We start from the raw sequence: 18,650 nt of genomic DNA, 5'->3' as shown, positions 1-18,650 counted from the left end.
TTTTCCATCCATGGAAATGGTAAAAGTAATCCTGCAAAAAAAGTAGGTGCACTGCACAGCATGTGGACCATTATGATGATTTTGCTGATCAGCCTACTCATTGCCCTCTTTGAGGTGCCTTATCTGAGAAAGAACGCGATGAAAAGGGAAATGCTGGTTTTTTTCATTTTGCTAGTAGTTGCGACGGGACTTGGCATCGCGGAATCGCTTGAGGCGAATATTCCGAACCCGTTGGACTGGATCACATTTGTCTATAAACCATTCAGCGACTTCATTTTGGGAACTGTGGAATGAAGCAGTAGCCAGTAGCGAGGCGGGGGAGCGAGAGGAATTGTTAAACAACGGCCATATTAGCGCAAGGCAATTCATGATACTCGTGGCGCTTTTTGGGATTGGTGATGCGATTTTGTACGTACCATCCCTTACTGCTACCGCTGCCAAACAAGATGCCTGGATCTCCGCCCTCATCGGGTGGGGGGAAGGCTTTCTTTTAACTTATTTGTATGTTTCGCTAAGTATACGGTATCCGAACAAGTCGATCTTTCAGTACAGCGTTGAAATATTGGGGAAGTGGCTGGGGAAAGCGGTGGCTGTGTTGTTCATCAGCTATTTTTTCATCGACGCTTCGCTCATGCTGATGGAGATTGGCGATTTTGTCACGACGCAGATTATGCAGGAGACCCCCATTGAAATTATTCTTGTCCTTTTTCTGGTGATCATCGTCATGGGGGTCCGCAGTGGTCCAGAAGCCTTTTCTCGAGTGAGCGAGCTGTTGTTTCCGTATTTTCTGTTGCTTTTTTTTATCTTGATCGCATTTATTTCCCCCCAGATCAAAATAGAAAATGTGAAGCCTGTGCTTGCGCATGGATTAGCTCCTGTTTTCGGGGGGAACTTCAGGTACGCGGGTTATTTGCTGGAAATGGTCATTATGATCGTGATATTTCCCTTGGTAAAACGGCCAGCGCGTGCGGCCAAAGCTTATATCTTGGGCATCCTTTTTGCGAATTTCTTCCTGACGATGATTACTGCTGTGGCTATCTTGGTCTTGGGTGCCGATATTACCGTACTGCTCGCCTACCCAAGCTACACACTTGCGCAAAAAATCAGTATCGGCAATTTTTTTGAGCGAATAGAAGTGTTGATGGCCGTTATCTGGTTTATTACGCTCTTTGTCAAAATTACGATTTGCTATTATGCGACGAACATTGGAATCGCATATACACTGGGGCTGCGGGATTACCGCCATTTGACACTTCCGCTGGGGATGATCATGATCGTAGTGGCATTGACGACAATGCCTAACCGCCCGTATTTTGACTCTTTCGTTTCGGACATTTGGATGCCTTATTCCTTGACGTACGGTTTGTTCTTGCCCGTTCTCTTACTGAGTGTCGGGGCCCTAAGAAAAAAACCAGTCTGCTAGCATTGTGAGCCGCAGACTGGTTTTTTGTGATTACGTGTCGATTGTATTACTCAGCAGCCATGCTGCTTTCTTTCAAGATAACGTCATGTGCGCCGCCTTCTACCAAGCTAGTAGCAGAGATGACGGTGATTCGCGCTTTTTGCTGAAGCTCTGAGATGGAGAGCGACCCGCAATTGCACATGGTCGATTTGATTTTGCTCAAGGTACGGTCTATGTTTTCGCGCAGGGTTCCCGCGTATGGAACGTAGGAGTCTACGCCTTCCTCAAAGACGAGACTGCTTTTGCCGCCAGTGTCATAGCGTTGCCAGTTGCGAGCGCGGTTGGAGCCTTCTCCCCAGTATTCTTTCACGAAGTTGTTGCCGATCTTCACTTTTTTGGTCGGGCTTTCGTCGAAGCGAGCGAAGTAACGTCCCAGCATGACAAAGTCTGCCCCCATAGCCAAAGCCAGTGTCACGTGGTAGTCATGTACGATTCCGCCGTCGGAGCAGAGCGGAACGTAAATGCCTGTTTCCTTGAAGTACTCGTCGCGAGCTGCTGCCACTTCAATGAGGGAAGAGGCTTGGCCGCGTCCGATTCCTTTTTGTTCGCGGGTAATGCAGATGGAGCCGCCGCCAATACCTACTTTTATGAAATCTGCACCCGATTCCACGAGGTAGCGGAAGCCTTCTTTATCGACGACGTTACCTGCACCGATCGGAACATTGAAGTTTTCTTTTACATATTGAACTGTCTCGCGTTGCCATTCGCTGAAGCCGTCGGAGGAGTCGATGACCAGAATATCAACGCCTGCTTCCACCAACGCAGGGACGCGCTCCTTGTAGTCCTTTGTATTGATACCGGCACCTACGATATAGCTCTTGTTCGCGTCCAAGAGGGACAGCGGATTGTTTTTGCGGGAATCGTAGTCCTTGCGGAAAACGAGGAAGTCGAGATTTTGATTTTCGTCTACGATTGGCAAGCAGTTGAGCTTGTGCTCCCAGATCAGGTCGTTGGCTTCGGAGAGCGAGATGCCAGATTTGCCATAGATCAGCTTCGAGAATGGTGTCATGATGTCGCTGACGAGTTTGTCCTGAGAGTCGCGGCTGATGCGATAATCGCGACCCGTTACGATTCCGAGCAGCTTGCCTTTTGCCGTACCATCTTCCGTAATGGCAACGGTGGAGTGGCCTGATGCCTCTTTCAATTCCAAAATGTCTTTCAGCGTATGGCTTGGTGTCAGGTTGGAGCGGCTCACGACGAAACCAGCCTTGTAGCCTTTTGCTTTGCGAACCATGGTTGCCTGGCTCTCGATGGACTGGGAGCCAAAAATAAACGAAATACCGCCACATCTAGCCAATGCGACCGCCATATGATGGTCGGAAACTGCTTGCATGACTGCGGATGAGAACGGTATGTTTAGTGAGATGGCAGGCTTTTCACCTTTTTTATACTTGGTAATCGGAGTGGATAAGTCCACATTGTTCGGATTGCATTCTTTTGTGGTGAGATTTGGCAACAACAAAAACTCATTAAACGTTCGAGATGGTTCTGTGTAATAAAAAGCCACGATTCTCTCCTCCTAGGTGAAGTTGGTCTCGATTTTTTGAACTGCCTCTTTAATAGAGAAATTTTTACCATGTTAACCGTGAAGTACGACAACGTCAATAGGGAATCGTTAGAAGGAGTGATTTCTTTGCTAAAATTGCGAACAGGTCATGAACAACGCCAGCTTTTGGAACAAATTTCGTTAGAAGATTCGTATATTTTATACGGGAATATGTACTTGCGAACGGATCGGAGCGTCGTCGTAACGGACAGCGTCCAAGGAGAAGTAACCGCTATCGGGTCTTACTTAAAAGGGATGCCGTTTCACGCATTTTCTCTCCATGTGGTCGAGGGGGAGGAAAATTACGAGGTGGAACCGATGCTCTCCTATATGAAAGAAGTGCTAGATGGCAGCCTGCCAGATGGACAAAAGGGCGTGATTGCACTCGCAGAGCCTTGTCTGACGCGCGTACAGATTCCGAATATACTCGCCACACGTACCATGCGGTTGATGAAACTAGCAGATCCAGAACGGCTTTTACCTGTGGGAGAATCACGAATACTGGAGTTATCTGAAGCACAGATCGTGGAGAATATGGCGACAGAGCTCGGCATGATTAGTTTTCGGGCGGAGGAAGTAGCAGAAATGCCACACATCGCACTCTGTTCGGAAGGAGGAGAGCCAATGGCCGTAGCCGGCTTTCATGTCTATGACGAAGCCTACGTCGAAATCGGGAACATTGGCACATCTGTCCATCATCGGCAAAAAGGGTTGGGTACGCAAATCAGTTCAGATATTTCCCGGATTGGCTTGGAGAAGTCTGATCATGTCTATTTGGTTGTCTTTGCAGATAATCCCACGGCGATACACGTGTATGAGAAGCTCGGTTTTGTCACGGTATCTTCCTACGCTTTTATCGAATTTCTCCTTTAGAATAGAAAAAGAGAGGACAAGTGTCCCCTCCTATCAGTTCAATCGGCCTTTAAATTCAACGGGTACGATCATCGTAAAGCAAGGTCCATCTGGATCGTTGCGGGCATCGATCGTCCCTTTATGTGCTTCCAAGACGGCACGGGCAATCGCGAGTCCAAGCCCATGCTTGCCCGACTTTCCTTTGCGGAAACGCTGGAATAAATTCGGCAGCAGCGCCTCCTCAATGGGTGGCCCATCATTGGAAATCGCGACGACGACGCTTTTTCCTGCGTGTCTCCCTGTGATGGTAAGTCGGCTTTTGGCGTAACGCAGTTGATTTTCCATGATATTCACGAAAGCAGTGCTCAATTGCTCGCCGTCTCCCTCCACGATCAAGTCGGCTGCCAGATTTAACTCCCACTCGACTTGCGGGTTGAGCACGGAAAGACGCTGCTTCAACAGGTGCATCATCTCTGACAGGTCGACGCGGTCGACTTGCATCATTTGAGAGACAGACTCGATCTTTGTGATATACAAGAGCTGTCCGACGACCTTTTCGAGACGCTTGCTCTCTTCCATGATGATGGAAAGCCCTTTTTCAGCCTGTGGGCCCTGAAAGACGCCTTCGATGAGGCCTTGCGTGTATCCTTGAATCGCCATGATTGGTGTTTTGAGCTCATGGGAAATATTTTGGACAAAATGTTGCTGTGACTCGTCGTATTCCTTCAGTTGGTTTTTCATCATATCGAATGAGCGGGCGAGCTGTCCGATCTCATCTCCGCGATCCATCGTAAGCGGGATATCGAACTGACGACGAGCGATTTTTTTACACAGCTCTTCAAGTGTGCGCAGCGGTCTGCTCAAATACCCGCTAAACCACACGGCCAACAACCAGCTTACGAGCAGCAGCAGACCAAATATGAACAAAAACTGACGTGTCAAAATCGAGTTGATCTGGTTGAGCTCCTGTTCCTTGGAGAAGAGCACCATGTAGTAGGGGAAGCCGTGGTAATCCATTTTTTTGCTGACGAACAAATAGCTCTCGGCTCCACGGTCCAGCGAACCATGCTGGAGCTTGTTGCTTGGATACGAGGCGGCTTGTCGGAACAACTCCTTGGCATCCTCGTAGGGAATGCGGCCATTGCTTCGGCTGCCCAGCTCTCGTCCGTTCTCAGCATAGACGATCATATCAAATGAGTACTCATAACGTTGGAGCAAGAGCTGTAAAAAGTAAGGGGCCGCAGCCGGAACAGGCAGCAGCTCATTATGCTCGTTGAAGGAGATATGCTGTGATAATGTGTAAAACTCTTCTTCCAAGAGCGTGTAAGTGTTGGATACCAGATACTGTTTGACAGCCAATGGATACCCGATGCCAAGGCCAACCCCGAGGACGCTTGTCAGGATCATGAACAAAATGAGGATTTGCCTGGAAATCGGCAGGTTTTTCAGTCGGAATTTGCTCATATACGTGTCATTCGGTAGCCGAAGCCATAGACCGTCTCCAATGGAAACTTGGGCATTTTTTTGCGGATGCGCTTCACCAAGTCATCGACAGCCCTGTCTGAGCCAATGTAGTCTTCCCCCCAGATGGAGGTCAGAATCTGCTCGCGATTCAAGGCCAAGCCTTGATTGTGCAAAAGGTAAACGATGAGCTCGAATTCTTTTGTGGTTAAATCAATGAGTTCGTCGCCTTCTTTTACTTGTCTGCCTTTTTCTGAGATCATATAAGGATCAACCGTTACCCAATCTTGGAAAGTTTGGGTAGAGGAAGCAGTGGCACCGGGCTTTTCATAGGTGCGCTGTAGCAGCTTTTTCGCACGGATGACCAGTTCGCGTGGTAGAAAAGGCTTCGCCAAGTAGTCATCGCTGCCCAGTTCCAGTCCGATGATTTTATCGACATCTTGATCGCGAGCGGAGATGAAGATGATCGGGACATTTGATTTTTCACGAATGAGACGTAAGAGCTCATAGCCGTCGATGTCGGGCATCATGATGTCCAATATCCACAAATGTGGTTGTGTATCTTCATCAAGTAACGGCAAGACGTCCTTGCCACTAGAAAACGCTTTCACCTGCAATCCGGCACTTTGCAAATACGATTGCAGCAACTCCAACAGGTTTGTTTCATCGTCCACCAGATAGACGAGGTAGGGGGTATTCATAGATTGTGGCCTCGCTTTGCATCTGTTTTTCATTATTGTAGCATAGCCAAAAACAAGATGTGTGGCACGGGCGTATGAGAATCGTGGAAAACGTGTGGAAGCAGGATTCCCCTGTATCCTTCTGGAAAAAGAAACAGGGAAAAAAAGACAACGAGAGATGGAAAGGAGCGATTCATATGAAACGAACAGTCAAATCGTCTCTCATGGTACTAGCCTTCATGCTCTTAACAACGGCCTGCGCTCAAAAGCCGGTGGACACCCAACCTAGTCCGCAGATACCCGATCCGATTGTGCAAACGCCACCGGAAACGAATCAGCCCGTCGAGTATGCGTATAAGGCACCGATGACAGGACTTGGCAGTCACGAAAACCTGGGAAGCAAACGCCCGATCATGGTAATGATCAACAACGCGCCGCCCGCCCGTCCACAAACAGGCGTCAACAAAGCGGATATGATTTATGAGGTATTGTCAGAAGGGGAAATGACCCGCTTTCTTGCGATATTCCAAAGCCAAAAACCAGAAGTAATTGGACCTGTCCGCAGTATCCGTCCTTATTTTATCCAGATCGGGAACGGCTTTGATGCGGTCCTCGTGCACGCAGGAGGCAGTCCGGATGCGCTGGAAACCTTGGCGAGAAAAGACTACAGCCATCTGGATGAAATTCCGAACGGTCAATACTTTTGGCGAGAAAAATTCCGGAAAATGCCACATAACCTGTACACCAAGCCAGAGCTCTTGGAAAAAGCGATGCAGGATAAAGGGATGCGTCAAACGGCAGAGGTGCCTCACTTCACTTTCCTGAAGGAGGACGCTGAGATCAAGGAAGGCGAGCCTGCAACACAGGTAGATCTGACTTTCCACTCATTGAATAAAGCTGCTTTTACCTATGATGCCGAGCAAAAGAAATACATGCGCTTTACGGCAGGCAAGCCGCATTTGGACTTGAGCGACAAGAAACAGTTGTCCACGACCAATTTGTTGGTCATCTCTGCCAAACACCGCGTGCTGGATAAAGAAGGGCGTCTATCGGTCGATGTAATCGGGCCGGGGGACGGTTATTTATTCCAGCAAGGAAAAGCACGCAAGGTCAAATGGAAGCGCAGCAATGGTGTCATCCGTGCCTATGAGGACGCAGCTTTGACGCAAGAGGCACCGCTTTTGCCAGGAAATACATGGGTGGCGATATTGTCGACCTCACCAGGTCTGTCGAAGTCGCTCAAGTTCCAGTAAGGATTAGGGCTTGCGGATGAAGGCGGTTTCTTCTAAGATAATTGTTAAAGCTTTAGTGCTTAAAAATTGTACAGTGAGAAACCGTTCGAAAGACGGACTATATAACAGAGGTGACAGACATGCAATTGGAAAAATTAAAAGGAAAAGGGCTCGAACAGTTGTTTGAAGCTGTTCTTTCCCTGGAAACGATGGAAGAGTGCTATCAATTTTTTGACGATTTGTGCACGGTGAACGAAATGCAGTCGCTCGCACAGCGCCTGGAAGTAGCGAGAATGCTCCGCAAAGGCTTTACTTACAATCAGATTGAAGCAGAGACCGGCGCAAGTACGGCGACTATTTCCCGTGTCAAACGCTGTTTGAACTATGGAAATGACGGATACCAGATGGCGCTTGAGCGGATCGGAAAATAGCTAGGAGGCAGGCAACGTTGATTGACTATCGTGGCTGGCGCCATACATTTAAACTAGACCCGGATAAAACAATCGATGACGAGGCCTTGGAGGCGATTTGCGAGTCCGGAACAGATGCGATCATTGTAGGCGGCACGTACGGTGTGACCTATGACAATACGCTCGAATTGATGTCGCGATTGCGACGTTACGCAGTACCGGCTGTCTTGGAGATTTCCTCACTGGATGCAGTTGTGCCGGGATTTGATTCGTACTTGATCCCGCTCGTACTGAACGCTGGCGATCCAGACTGGATTTTTGCTCCGCATGTATCGGGGCTTCAAGCGTTTGGCGCTTATATTCATTGGGATGAGATCATTACAGAAGGATATATTATCGCCAATCCAGACGCGGGCGTAGCACATCTGACGAAAGCACGTCCGATTGCGGATGCCTCGCAGGCCAAAGCGTACGCACAGGTAGCGACGAACATATGTCGTTTGCCGATTGTCTATATGGAGTACAGCGGTACATACGGCGATCCGGCAATCGTGAAGGCTGCCAAGGCAGGCGCGGGCGAAGCCCACCTCTTTTATGGTGGCGGGATTCGCAACCCGGAGCAAGCGACAGAAATGGCTGCGATTGCAGATACGGTTGTCGTAGGGAATGTCATCTATGACGATCTAGCTGCTGCATTAGCTACTGTGAAGGCTGTAAAAGGAACCGAAATCTAAAAAAGACCACCTTTCCCATGAGCTGTTACAGTTTCATGAGGAAAGGTGGTTTTTCATTTTTGGGTTACTTCTTCAACGGAATGGCTACGCTCCAATCCATGTCTTTTGCTCTGTTCACTTGTTCCTCGATCGTAAGCGTCAGCTCTTTCGGGATTGCGTCCATATTGTCGATGAGTTGACCTTTCATGATAAAATTACCTTTTTCATCTTTTGTTGTGGAGCCCATGAAATTGAAATCGTATTGTTCGCCCTGGTCGTCAGCACTCTCCCAGGAGTCTAAGAAGACCACACCCGGTGCCAAAGTTGCCTCAAGCTGTAATGTACTACGCAGCATTTTATGTTTGACAGATGTTATTGGATTTATTTTTGTTATCTCTTCTACTGCAAAGTTTGAAAAGGTGAGCGTATTTCCATTGTGCTTTATCGTTACAGGCTGGGTCTTCAGAGTCTCAATGGACAGCTTTTGCTTAAAATTCGAAGGAACCTGATCGTAAGTACCGCCAACTCTAAAGGTCAGATTATTATCAGCTGGCAAGGAATGATAGGTGATGAAGTGAATATTTTTGTCCTCATTTGCACGGACGAAATACTCCCTGCTTACATTTTTGAAAAATGGATTCGGTTCCTCGCCAAATTCACTCGATAGATCCAGTTTGCTCCAGGCCGCCAGGACAGCTCCCTTGTCGTCCACAACTTCATAGGTTAAGAGCTGGGAACTACCACCTTCACCCGTATTCTCGATCACGAATTCAGTCTGGCCAGGTGTCACCATCACTTGCTTCAGATCAATCACTTCGCCATTAGGAGCGGTGTATTGCTCGTTGATCGGGATAATTCTCGTTTCTTTTTTTGCTTTGGAAATATCAACAGGAATGGTCACACTCCAATTTCCGTCAACTTTGTCCAGCTTCTTGATGCTAAGCTCGATGTTCAGTTTGTCAGGAATCTTGCTGACATCTGTAAAATATCTGCTAATCGGTCGGCTGACCATCAAGTACTCATCTTTTTCGCCGATGCTTTCCTTCTTGTTATAATTAAGATGGTACTTATCATTTGTCTCAAGAACGTTTCCATCTTCATCTGTGATTTTGATTTCATAGGTTTCGCTCAGTTCATCTTGACCTCCCAGTGGGAAATTCCGGAACAACTTTTCAAGCTGCTTGCCATTCTTATCCTTGAAGCCGAAAATAATCCGGACATCCCTCGTGTCTGCCATGACTTCTCTTACTTCCAGCATCATTCCGTTGTCGATGGCTTTCAAATCAAGCTTCTTGTTATAACCTTCTTCCAGTCCGCGCTGGATGAGGGGGTCCTCGGACGCTTCTTCTGCAAACAAGCTGCTCTCTGTCTGCTTCGGCTGTGATTTTATGGTAGCGGCATAGAAGTCATTTATATAAGTCGCAAAAGATGGTGAAGTCAGTGTTCCAAAATAGACGACTGCTGCCATTCCTGCTACGGCGATAGTTGCTTTTTTCACGATATCCAGGCTCCTTTTCTTCCAATCGATTTTCTTCTGTAATTGATGTCTCTCTGATCGTTTCAGAACGTGTATGGGGTAAGGAGGCAGATTCACCATAATGTCATGAATGACAGCATCGGTTGGCTCGTCTGTCGCTAGAGATTCTTCCGGATCTTCCAGGTCATCCAGCTCCTGCTTCAACTTCAACTGACAATGACGGCATTCTTCCAAATGGGCTGCCATGACCTTGGCTTCCTCTGGCTCAAGCAGGTTGTATAGATACAAAGCAATTTGTCCTTTATCTAAGCATTTCATAGATGAAAGTCCCCCCCTTGCCCTGCGTGCCCGATTGCTTCCTTGAGCTTGTCCTTTCCACGAGACAGGCGCGTCCGCACAGTACTCGACGGAATGGACAGTCGATGGCTGATTTCCTCACAACTCAAAGATTCGAAGTAGCGCATTTCGAGGACGATCCGATACTTTTCTTCGACGGACATCATCCTTTGACGCAACAGGCGCTGACCCTCCTTATTCAGTAAGGCAACCTCCGGCGTATGGCTATCCACTGGTTCTATCTCTTCGCTTGCGGTGAGCCGCTGCTTTCGCTTGCGTTTGCGCAGCTCATCCAGACAGTGGTTGGCTGCTATCCGGTATAACCATGCAGAAAAATCGTAGTTTGTTTTATATTCTGGTAAATGGTAATACGTCTTGATGAAAATTTCCTGCACGATATCTTGTGCATCGGGTGTATGTCCCAGCATTTTACGAAGAATGGAACTTACTTTTCCGTGGTATCTGGAAATGATCTCGGAGTAGGAGTCTTTGTTTCCTTTCAAGACCCGCCCGATGATCACTCGATCTTCCTCCATGTGTGCTCCCCCTAAGCAAAAAAGGCTCGCTGCGCAGCTTTTCCTTTTTTGATCAAACAAAAGTGATCTTGGTGAACTTTTTCTATTACATCCTAGTACTACGAATCCCGAAATAAAAGTGTCCCAAAAACAGGGGCATTTTCCAAAAAGAATGAAAAGTATTTCCCTGAAAGAAGGATTTTTGAGAATATTCATAGAAAATGGAAGGAAATTACTATTGCATACGAAATAAATAGTCGAATATTACCAAAATATATAATTTTTTGCTAATATTTGTAGATTTCTGTAAAATCATGCAATATAATGAACTTGTCTTAATTTTCGATCATAGAGAGGAGGAACTATCCATGAAAATCCAAGCGAAAAAAGTTGAAAGCGTTCGCACTACTGCAGTAGCAGCTTAATTCTCTTAAGAAGAGGGGGAATAGCACTCGAGCTATTCCCTTTTTTCATCTAAAATGAGCCGGGTTAGCGAACCCCATTATTGGGAGGTGTTTTGTATGGAACGTCGTCCTTTATTTAAACCAGTACATCCCGTTTATGAAGTGACAGAGCAAATGATCCGCTTGGGAGAGGCTCCTGGCTATACCTTCGAATTGGAAGACGAGAACGGGTCCATCCGCAAGATGATCAGACTGATGGATGGCACTCGTACTATCGGTGAAATACATACATTATTGGTTGTGGATTACCCCGAAATTACGTATGAAGAAATATCGGAAGCAGTGGAATCACTGAGTGGATTGGGCTTCCTGATGGATCAGGCGAAGGAAGAGGCTTCCGCTCTGACTTCAGAACAAAAGGAAAGATATAAAGCGAATATCCGCTACTTCTCCTTGTTTACCGATCTCAATCAAAGTCCAAGCGAGCTACAGGAGCAAGTAAGTAGAAAAAAAGTGACGATCCTGGGAATGGGTGCCTTTGGCTCTACACTACTGGTCAATCTGGTAGGAGCGGGAATCCAGCATATCAAGCTCGTGGATTTTGATAGAGTAGAGATCAGCAATTTGAACAGACAAATGGTCTTTAACGAGCATGATATTGGTCGCCTGAAGGTGGAAGCGGCACGTGATTTCATCGGAAGGCTTCATTCTGAGGTATTGATTGAAACGGAGACGCTGCAAATCAAGTCCGGCGAAGACGTGGAGCGGGTTATTGCCGGAAGTGACCTCGTGATGCTCGCAGCCGATCAGCCCTTTTTCTTTTTGCAGAGATGGGTGAATCATGCCTGCACCAAGCGGCAAATCCCGTTCATTGCCGGGGGATTCAACCTGATCGAAGGACAGTTCTTCATGGTAGAACCGGGCAAGACAGGTTGTATCGACTGCATGCATTTGCATCGTTCTACACAGATCGAGGACTATCCGCAGTTGATCCAAAGGCTGCTCGATACCAACTTTATTCTGCCTACCGCTACCATTGCCCCCAACACCATGATGATTACGGGAATGATGGCTTCCGATGCAATCAGGTATTTGACAGGAATCGCTCCGGTACAATCGGCGGGCAAATTTATCATTTTCGATTTCAACACGTTGGAAAAGAGCGTGTTTTTTGAGTGGGAGCGAAATGAAGCCGAATGCCCGACTTGCGGCAAGGGCAGCGGAGCGGAGCCAATTTTTCATATCAAGAGAAATGAAGTGCTCGCAAAGTAAGGAGTCGTTCCTGTAAGAGAGGAAGGTGTCGGTCAAGTGAACATCTCAGGAGAGAGCATTCTCAAGATGCACCCGCTTGCGCGTCGGGCGGAAAACGAGGAAGAGATCCTCATTGGACGAACGGATATCAGCAATTTCATTGTGCTTCCGGCCATTGGTGTCGAGATCATCGATATGCTGGATGAAGGGAAGAGCATCAATGAAGTCGCGACGATCATGGAAGAACAGTTGGGCGAACCGGTGGATGTGCTTGACTTTGCGCAGGATTTAATTGGTTCCTATCAATTTGTGTACATGGTAGATGGAGAAGTTGTCAACGAGCCTGTACCGGTAGTAGATCATTTCTCTTGGATCAAGCAGGAGACGGGTCAGTTTTTCTTTAATCGTGTTGCCTTTGGATTATACGGTCTCTTATTTGTCACAGGTCTTTTGATTTGTGTGTTTACAGGCAAGTATATCCCGGTCTATTCCGATATTTTTGTTTCTTCTTCCGTGACGGTTTCGGTTGTGGTTTCTTTCGTGGCGACTTGGGTTTTTCTCTTTTTCCATGAGATGGCCCACTTATTGGCGGCCCGATCATTGGGAATCGGCAGTCGTATTGGTCTGGGGCATCGACTTGTTTTTGCTGTAGCAGAGACGAATATGTCCAATATTGTTCTCGTGGAGCCACAGCGCAGATACAGGGCGTTTTTGGCGGGAATGTCCTGGGATGCGATGTTTATGGGAATCGGTGTCATTCTGTTGTTTGCCGATGATCAAGGCTGGCTGACGCTTGTGCCTTTCATGGAAGCATTCATTCGTATGCTGAATGTGATCCTGCTCATGGCTTTGGCCTTTCAGTTCATGGTTTTCATGCAGACGGATTTGTATTACGTGTTGGCAACCAAGTTCCATTGCTCCAATTTGATGGTGAATACACGTCTGTTTCTAAAAGGGAAATTCCGTTCCTTGAGGCAGGATGAGCAGGAGGAATGGGAGTACGTAGCCGACCATGAGAAAAGAGTCATCCGCTGGTATAGCTGGGTCTACTTGATTGGATCTGTGTGGGGAATCTGGTTTTTTGTCCAGTATCAGCTGCGCATGGCGGTCGATTTTATCTGGATCATCGGCGACGACATGAAGAACGCTTCGCTTCACTCGTGGGAGTTTTGGGACGGCATCCTGTTGATCCTATTGGTTCTGGTTCCGTTTCTCATTTTGGGCTGGTCGTGGATGAGAGCCTATCGACAACGGAGAAGCGAAAGAGAGCGGGCAAAATCTTTGCAGGGCACATAAATTAAGTCTTCACCTTGCCAAGTTGCCCTGTTACGCTAGGGGGAAGAGAGATACTCAGGCAAAGGAAGTGCTCACATGAACCCGATGATCCAAAATATCATTCAACTGCGAAAAGAAGGGCATCTGGACGAAGCGATCCAGCTTGCCCTTCAGCTCGTCAGCCAATCCCCGACTGATCCTGTCGCCCATTATCAATGTGCGTGGTGCCACGACGCAGCCGGATTGGAGAAGGAAGCCGTTCCCTTTTACGAAAAAGCGATTGAGCTTGGACTGTCTATCGATGACGACCTGCAAGGGGCATTACTGGGTCTGGGCAGTACGTATCGCGTGCTGGGACTATACGAGCAGGCAGCAGCTACGCTCGCGAAGGGGATGCAACAGTTTCCCGAGGACCGTTCCTTTCCGATTTTTCTTTCCATGGCCTATTACAACCTCGGGAAGCACCACGAAGCCATGAATCTCCTCCTGAAAAACCTCGCAGAAACCTCAAGCGATCCTACGATTTTGGCCTATCATAAAGCGATTCTGTTCTATGCAGATGATCTGAATATGACGTGGTAACGCCATACCCTTCCATTGGCAGGAAAACAGTCGCCTCCCGTTGTACAAGTACAACAGCGGGAGGTGCCTATGTATAAGCTGATATTGGTAGATGACGAAGAAGATGTGAGAGAAGGGGTTAGCCAAGAAATTGACTGGCATAGCCACGGATACGAGGTGGTTGCCAAAGCAGAGAACGGCAGAGAGGCATTGGAGCTGGTTGAGAGGCTGCGACCGGACGTCGTCGTAACCGACATCAAGATGCCCTTTATGAACGGACTTCAGCTGGCGGAGTCCATCGGGCGCGAGTACCCTGCCATTCGCATCATTATCCTGACTGGGTTTGATGAGTTCGAGTATGCACAAAAGGCCGTGAAGCTGCAAATTGATGAATATGTGCTCAAGCCGTTTTCTGCGAGTGAGCTGATGGAAGCGCTGGACAAGGTCAAGCGACGGATGGACGAAGAGGCGGCTCATCGGGAAAACGTTCAGCTTTTGCGCGATAGCTATCGAAAAAGCTTGCCGGTTTTGCGGGAGGTTTTTTTATCATCTTTGCTGAGTCGTCAGCTAGTCCAGCACGATGTTTTTTCAAAAGCCTGCGAATACGGGATAGAGCTCAGGAGTCCCGAATATCTCGTGGCTGTCATCTGTGTAGACCAGCCCAAGCAGGAGGAGCAGCAGCTGTTTCTTTTTGCTGTGAAAAATATTGCAGAAGAGCAGCTGAACGCAGGCAAACAGGAAGGTATCGTTTTTCTCCATGAAGATCAGGTCGTGCTGCTCATGCAAACAATGGCAGACGACACGCAGCGAATTGAAGTGCGAACACAAAACATCGCAGATGAAATCAGGCGAACGATTGAAAAATATATGAGTATCACTGTAACAATCGGAATCGGCAACGTCGTGACAGATGTAGCAGCACTCCCTTACTCGTATAAGGACGCCAGGCAGGCACTCGACTACAAAAGCATCCTTGGCTGCAACAGGATGATCGTGATCAATGACGTGGAAAAGCAAGCGAGTGAGCAGATACGACTCGATGAGAGAAGGGAGCATGAATTTGTTCGGTGTATCAAAATGGGGACGAGTGCGGAGCTTCGGACCGTAATCGATGAAATGTTTGATCAAATGATGGGTGTACCCATATCGATTGACGATTATCGAATTTTTTTGTTGGAGATTATGACGACGATTTTGAAGACGGCTCATCGAGCTGAGGTCGATATGGATCAGTTGTTTGGTGGGCAATACCACCTGTTGCAGGTCATGACGACTTTTACTGGTATGGAGGATGCCCGCGGACAGATCACAGAAATCTGTGAGCGCATCATGGCGAGTATCGCAAGCGGACGGCAAACGACGTACAGAAGATTGATCACCCAGGCATTGGACTACACCCACACGCACTATCATTCTCCCGATATATCCATCCACAAGGTGTGCGATCATCTGCACATCAGCCTCGGTTATTTTAGCGGTATTTTCAAGAAAGAGACGAAAACCACCTTTGTGTCCTATCTCCTGTCATTGCGCATGGAAAAAGCCAAGGAGCTGTTGCGGACGACCGATTTGAAGTCCTTTGAAGTCGCGGAGAAAGTAGGATATACCGATCCCAATTACTTTAGCTTCAGCTTTCGCAAGTATGCAGGCATGTCCGCTAAAGAGTACCGAAGTCAGAGCGAGCAGGAAGGTTAACCGATGAAAAGATTGCTCGCGGTGATCAAGGTCAAAAGGATTCAATTTATCATTACCACTTCCTTTACGCTCGTGACGGTACTCGTCATGCTGTTTGTCGGGGTGATGCTGTACGGAAAATTTGCGCAGACAGCTGAGCAAAACGCCTATCTGCACACGCAGCAAATCCTGGAGCAGGTGAAATACAATCTGGACAGCTATTTGAATGGGATGACGCAAATTTTCGAACTCGTCGATGACAAGATCAGAAGAAGCAAGGGACTCACGGCAGACAAGCTGAGTGAACAGCTGGAGACAATCGTAGAAACGAGAAAGGACATCGTCTCCATCGCGGTTTTTACACGAGACGGAACGTTATTGGCCACGACTCCTTCCAAAGTACTGAGGAGAAACACTCGTTTGACTGAACAGAGCTGGTTCCAAAAGGCGATCGAGGACCCGACGAACCTGTCCTTTTCGCTCCCGCATATCCAGAACTTGTTTAAAGGGGAGTACACCTGGGTCGTCTCGATGAGTCGGGAAATTCTTCTCCACGGACCTGACGGAGAAATTCCGGCTGTACTTTTAGTCGATGTGAATTTCAAAGAGATCGATGACCTGTGCCAAAGAGTGGGCTTGGGGAAAAAGGGGTACGTCTACATCATCGATTTGGTTGGGAACATCGTCTACCATCCGCAGCAGCAGTTGATTTACGCCGGATTGAAAAATGAAAACCGTTCCTTGCCGCTGAAGCATTCCTACGGCAGCTATGTAGAAGAGACACAGGATGAAACGCGCTTGATCACCATCAAGACGATTGATCAGCTAGGCTGGAAAATCATTGGGGTTTCCTATATGGACGAGATTGTGACGACCAAAAACGAAATCAGTCGCTTCATTTTCTGGCTGCTCATCTTTGTGATTGTCATTGTGTTGTTCGTGCTGCATTATCTCTCTGCGAAAATATCACGACCGATCAAGCTGCTGGAGCGATCCATGGAAAAGGTGGAGCAAGGAGACTTTTCAGAGAGTGAACCGATCCGGGGAAGCCATGAGGTCGAACAGCTTTCCTTGCGTTTTCATCTGATGGTCGCGAAGGTCAGGGAATTGATGCACCAGATCATTCGGGAACAGGAAGCCAAACGAAAAAGCGAGCTGGAGGTGCTACAGGCACAGATCAATCCGCATTTTCTGTACAACACGTTGAACTCTGTGGTCAGAATGGTCGGCAACGGAAAAAACGAGGATGTCATCACCACGATTACTTCGTTGTCAAAGCTGTTTCGGATTAGCCTGAGCAGAGGCAAGAACATTATTACGGTGCGAGAAGAGCTGGAGCATGTACGACATTATCTCATTATTCAAAAAATGAGGTACAAGCAAAAATTTGAGTACGAGATCGTGGTCGAGGATGAAGGTGAGGTGCTCAACTGTCTGACGCTGAAGTTACTGCTCCAGCCGATTGTGGAAAACGCCATCTACCACGGAATTGAGCATTTGGCTGATCCGGGCAGGATTCATATATTGGCAGCACTCATCGACGGTAAGGTGTTACTTCAGGTAAGCGACAATGGCTTGGGCATGTCCCCTGATGTTCTTGCACAAGTAAAAGCTGGCTTTTACAAAAGCGAAGAAGGCTCGGGCGTTGGGATTCAAAACGTGCAAGAGCGCATCCGCTTGACCTTCGGTGAAGAGTACGGTTTGGAAATTGCGAGCGAACAGGAAGAGGGGACCGTTGTGCGTGTATGGATTCCGCGCCAACTTGCAGAGGAGCGAGATCGTTTATGAGGACAGCAGCGGTAAAACAATTTAGCGTATACGGACTGTTCTTTTTGGTAGCGGTGACGCTTTTCTACTCGTGTAGTGCTCCGCTTACGGATGGGGAAGTAGACAAGAAAAAGACAGTGGCGCTGATCGTCCGTATGAAGCACGGTGATTATTGGCGAACGGTCAAGCTCGGAGCGGAGATGGCTGCCAAGGAATATGAGCGAAACCTGAATTTTTACGCGCCGGACTATGAGGAGGATGCCCACAGGCAAATGGAACTGGTGCAGCAGGCAATTGCTGATGGCTCCGAGACAATCGTGGTGGCACCTAGTGACGAACAAGTCTTGCGAGAAGCCATCAAGCTGACAAGAGAGCGGGCCATCCCGATCCTTGTACTCGACACAGTCGGAAATGATTCAGCCGTCAAAAGCTACATTGGGACGGATAACTACGATATGGGCATGAAGGCATTCGAAAAAATGGTATTCCTGATCGAAAAAAAGGGACAAATCGCATTGCTCGGCACAGATCTGGTAAAGGCAAATGCCAAACAAAGAGAACAGGGCGTCCTCGATGTGCTCCCACGGGAAACGCAGGTTGAACTGGTGGCCAACGAAAATGTTCCCTTGGATAAAAAGCAGATCGGTGACTGGACGCGCGAACTGATCCGCAAGCATCCACAGCTGAAAGGAGTGATTGCACTCGATGCCAGTACTGCGATCGGTGTGGCCGAGGAAATGGAAAACAGTGGACTGCGGGACAAAGTCAAAATCGTAGCAATCGACAGTCCGCCGGAAGTACTGGAGTATTTGCAGGAAGGAATCATTTCTGCGACGATCATCCAGAAGCCGCTATCCATGGGATATCTCGGGGTCAAGTACGCAGTCGAAGCGAGCAACGGTGAAGCCGTGCCCAGTCTGGTCGACACCGGAACAAAAGTAATCGATCGGGAGAATATGTTCTGGTCGGAGAATCAAAAGCTCCTCTTCCCCTTCGTTAAATAGGCCACCGAAAAACAGATGAGAATTTTGATA

At 47.9% G+C, this 18,650-nt stretch carries 17 protein-coding genes; 12 read left to right on the top strand and 5 right to left on the bottom strand.

From position 1 onward, the window contains the following. Window positions 1–60 precede the first annotated feature (60 nt). Together POF51_RS10685 and POF51_RS10680 are read left to right on the top strand one after the other, a co-directional pair. On the top strand, window positions 61–294 hold the full coding sequence (locus POF51_RS10685; RefSeq protein ID WP_069847262.1) for a hypothetical protein: 234 nt from the start codon (window positions 61–63) through the stop codon (window positions 292–294). Window positions 295–331: 37 nt separating this feature from the next. Next, on the top strand, window positions 332–1,423 hold the full coding sequence (locus tag POF51_RS10680; RefSeq protein WP_069847261.1) for a GerAB/ArcD/ProY family transporter: 1,092 nt from the start codon (window positions 332–334) through the stop codon (window positions 1,421–1,423). 46 nt (window positions 1,424–1,469) lie between these two features. On the opposite strand, the gene POF51_RS10675 is transcribed toward POF51_RS10680, so the two are convergent. Beyond that, window positions 1,470–2,969: an IMP dehydrogenase gene (locus tag POF51_RS10675; RefSeq protein WP_069847260.1), complete on the bottom strand. Its 1,500-nt coding sequence runs from the start codon at window positions 2,967–2,969 to the stop codon at window positions 1,470–1,472. 117 nt (window positions 2,970–3,086) lie between these two features. Between POF51_RS10675 and POF51_RS10670 the strand changes: the two genes are divergently transcribed. Then, window positions 3,087–3,881, top strand: coding sequence for a GNAT family N-acetyltransferase (locus POF51_RS10670; RefSeq protein WP_244521741.1), 795 nt, complete (start codon window positions 3,087–3,089; stop codon window positions 3,879–3,881). Window positions 3,882–3,914: 33 nt separating this feature from the next. On the opposite strand, the gene POF51_RS10665 is transcribed toward POF51_RS10670, so the two are convergent. Together POF51_RS10665 and POF51_RS10660 are read right to left on the bottom strand one after the other, a co-directional pair. Continuing rightward, window positions 3,915–5,324, bottom strand: a complete 1,410-nt coding sequence (locus POF51_RS10665) for a sensor histidine kinase (protein WP_069847258.1) — start codon at window positions 5,322–5,324, stop codon at window positions 3,915–3,917. Next, the gene (locus POF51_RS10660) at window positions 5,321–6,022 is read right to left on the bottom strand and encodes a response regulator transcription factor (RefSeq protein WP_017249777.1); all 702 of its coding nucleotides are present in this window, start codon (window positions 6,020–6,022) and stop codon (window positions 5,321–5,323) included. The genes POF51_RS10665 and POF51_RS10660 overlap by 4 nt, the downstream gene beginning before the upstream one ends. A 176-nt stretch (window positions 6,023–6,198) precedes the next feature. Between POF51_RS10660 and POF51_RS10655 the strand changes: the two genes are divergently transcribed. The 3 genes from POF51_RS10655 to POF51_RS10645 all read left to right on the top strand — a co-directional run bounded on the left by POF51_RS10655 (window position 6,199) and on the right by POF51_RS10645 (window position 8,377). Continuing rightward, window positions 6,199–7,254: a DUF3048 domain-containing protein gene (locus POF51_RS10655; RefSeq protein ID WP_069847514.1), complete on the top strand. Its 1,056-nt coding sequence runs from the start codon at window positions 6,199–6,201 to the stop codon at window positions 7,252–7,254. A gap of 119 nt (window positions 7,255–7,373) precedes the next feature. Further along, a complete protein-coding gene (locus POF51_RS10650) occupies window positions 7,374–7,664 on the top strand; it encodes a YerC/YecD family TrpR-related protein (RefSeq protein ID WP_007717484.1) in 291 nt (96 codons plus the stop codon). Window positions 7,665–7,681: 17 nt separating this feature from the next. Further along, window positions 7,682–8,377, top strand: a complete 696-nt coding sequence (locus tag POF51_RS10645; RefSeq protein ID WP_069847254.1) for a heptaprenylglyceryl phosphate synthase — start codon at window positions 7,682–7,684, stop codon at window positions 8,375–8,377. A 64-nt stretch (window positions 8,378–8,441) separates the two neighbouring features. On the opposite strand, the gene POF51_RS10640 is transcribed toward POF51_RS10645, so the two are convergent. Both POF51_RS10640 and POF51_RS10635 read right to left on the bottom strand, forming a co-directional pair. Beyond that, window positions 8,442–10,151 (bottom strand): DUF4179 domain-containing protein, encoded by a 1,710-nt coding sequence (locus tag POF51_RS10640; RefSeq protein ID WP_069847252.1) that lies wholly within the window; start codon window positions 10,149–10,151, stop codon window positions 8,442–8,444. Beyond that, window positions 10,148–10,705 carry an RNA polymerase sigma factor gene (locus POF51_RS10635; protein WP_069847250.1) on the bottom strand — a complete coding sequence of 186 codons (558 nt, stop codon included), beginning with the start codon at window positions 10,703–10,705 and terminating at the stop codon, window positions 10,148–10,150. The genes POF51_RS10640 and POF51_RS10635 overlap by 4 nt, the downstream gene beginning before the upstream one ends. A 500-nt stretch (window positions 10,706–11,205) precedes the next feature. Between POF51_RS10635 and POF51_RS10630 the strand changes: the two genes are divergently transcribed. The 6 genes from POF51_RS10630 to POF51_RS10605 all read left to right on the top strand — a co-directional run bounded on the left by POF51_RS10630 (window position 11,206) and on the right by POF51_RS10605 (window position 18,620). Beyond that, window positions 11,206–12,360, top strand: a complete 1,155-nt coding sequence (locus POF51_RS10630; protein WP_069847248.1) for a HesA/MoeB/ThiF family protein — start codon at window positions 11,206–11,208, stop codon at window positions 12,358–12,360. Between the two features lie 36 nt (window positions 12,361–12,396). Further along, complete coding sequence (locus POF51_RS10625) at window positions 12,397–13,635, top strand: hypothetical protein (RefSeq protein ID WP_069847245.1); 1,239 nt, start codon at window positions 12,397–12,399, stop codon at window positions 13,633–13,635. 75 nt (window positions 13,636–13,710) lie between these two features. Continuing rightward, on the top strand, window positions 13,711–14,196 hold the full coding sequence (locus tag POF51_RS10620; RefSeq protein WP_069847243.1) for a tetratricopeptide repeat protein: 486 nt from the start codon (window positions 13,711–13,713) through the stop codon (window positions 14,194–14,196). Window positions 14,197–14,265: 69 nt separating this feature from the next. After that, window positions 14,266–15,870: a response regulator gene (locus tag POF51_RS10615; protein ID WP_271755364.1), complete on the top strand. Its 1,605-nt coding sequence runs from the start codon at window positions 14,266–14,268 to the stop codon at window positions 15,868–15,870. Between the two features lie 3 nt (window positions 15,871–15,873). Beyond that, entirely contained in the window at window positions 15,874–17,637 is a 1,764-nt protein-coding gene (locus tag POF51_RS10610; RefSeq protein WP_069847238.1) for a cache domain-containing sensor histidine kinase, read from the top strand. Then, window positions 17,634–18,620, top strand: coding sequence for a substrate-binding domain-containing protein (locus POF51_RS10605; RefSeq protein ID WP_271755363.1), 987 nt, complete (start codon window positions 17,634–17,636; stop codon window positions 18,618–18,620). The genes POF51_RS10610 and POF51_RS10605 overlap by 4 nt, the downstream gene beginning before the upstream one ends. Window positions 18,621–18,650 lie beyond the last annotated feature (30 nt).

It is taken from the genome of Brevibacillus sp. AG, from assembly GCF_028369215.1.
Classification (GTDB): Bacteria; Bacillota; Bacilli; order Brevibacillales; family Brevibacillaceae; genus Brevibacillus; species Brevibacillus porteri.
This window is presented reverse-complemented; position numbering and strand designations above follow the sequence as displayed.

What these genes read in the sequence shown, in the direction of transcription:
- POF51_RS10685 (WP_069847262.1), top strand. Translation starts at nt 61, where the DNA reads ATGTGGACCATTATGATGATTTTGCTGATCAGCCTACTCATTGCCCTC.
- POF51_RS10665 (WP_069847258.1), bottom strand. Translation starts at nt 5,324, where the DNA reads ATGAGCAAATTCCGACTGAAAAACCTGCCGATTTCCAGGCAAATCCTC.
- POF51_RS10660 (WP_017249777.1), bottom strand. Translation starts at nt 6,022, where the DNA reads ATGAATACCCCCTACCTCGTCTATCTGGTGGACGATGAAACAAACCTG.
- POF51_RS10655 (WP_069847514.1), top strand. Translation starts at nt 6,199, where the DNA reads ATGAAACGAACAGTCAAATCGTCTCTCATGGTACTAGCCTTCATGCTC.
- POF51_RS10650 (WP_007717484.1), top strand. Translation starts at nt 7,374, where the DNA reads ATGCAATTGGAAAAATTAAAAGGAAAAGGGCTCGAACAGTTGTTTGAA.
- POF51_RS10640 (WP_069847252.1), bottom strand. Translation starts at nt 10,151, where the DNA reads ATGAAATGCTTAGATAAAGGACAAATTGCTTTGTATCTATACAACCTG.
- POF51_RS10635 (WP_069847250.1), bottom strand. Translation starts at nt 10,705, where the DNA reads ATGGAGGAAGATCGAGTGATCATCGGGCGGGTCTTGAAAGGAAACAAA.
- POF51_RS10630 (WP_069847248.1), top strand. Translation starts at nt 11,206, where the DNA reads ATGGAACGTCGTCCTTTATTTAAACCAGTACATCCCGTTTATGAAGTG.
- POF51_RS10620 (WP_069847243.1), top strand. Translation starts at nt 13,711, where the DNA reads ATGAACCCGATGATCCAAAATATCATTCAACTGCGAAAAGAAGGGCAT.
- POF51_RS10615 (WP_271755364.1), top strand. Translation starts at nt 14,266, where the DNA reads ATGTATAAGCTGATATTGGTAGATGACGAAGAAGATGTGAGAGAAGGG.
- POF51_RS10610 (WP_069847238.1), top strand. Translation starts at nt 15,874, where the DNA reads ATGAAAAGATTGCTCGCGGTGATCAAGGTCAAAAGGATTCAATTTATC.
- POF51_RS10605 (WP_271755363.1), top strand. Translation starts at nt 17,634, where the DNA reads ATGAGGACAGCAGCGGTAAAACAATTTAGCGTATACGGACTGTTCTTT.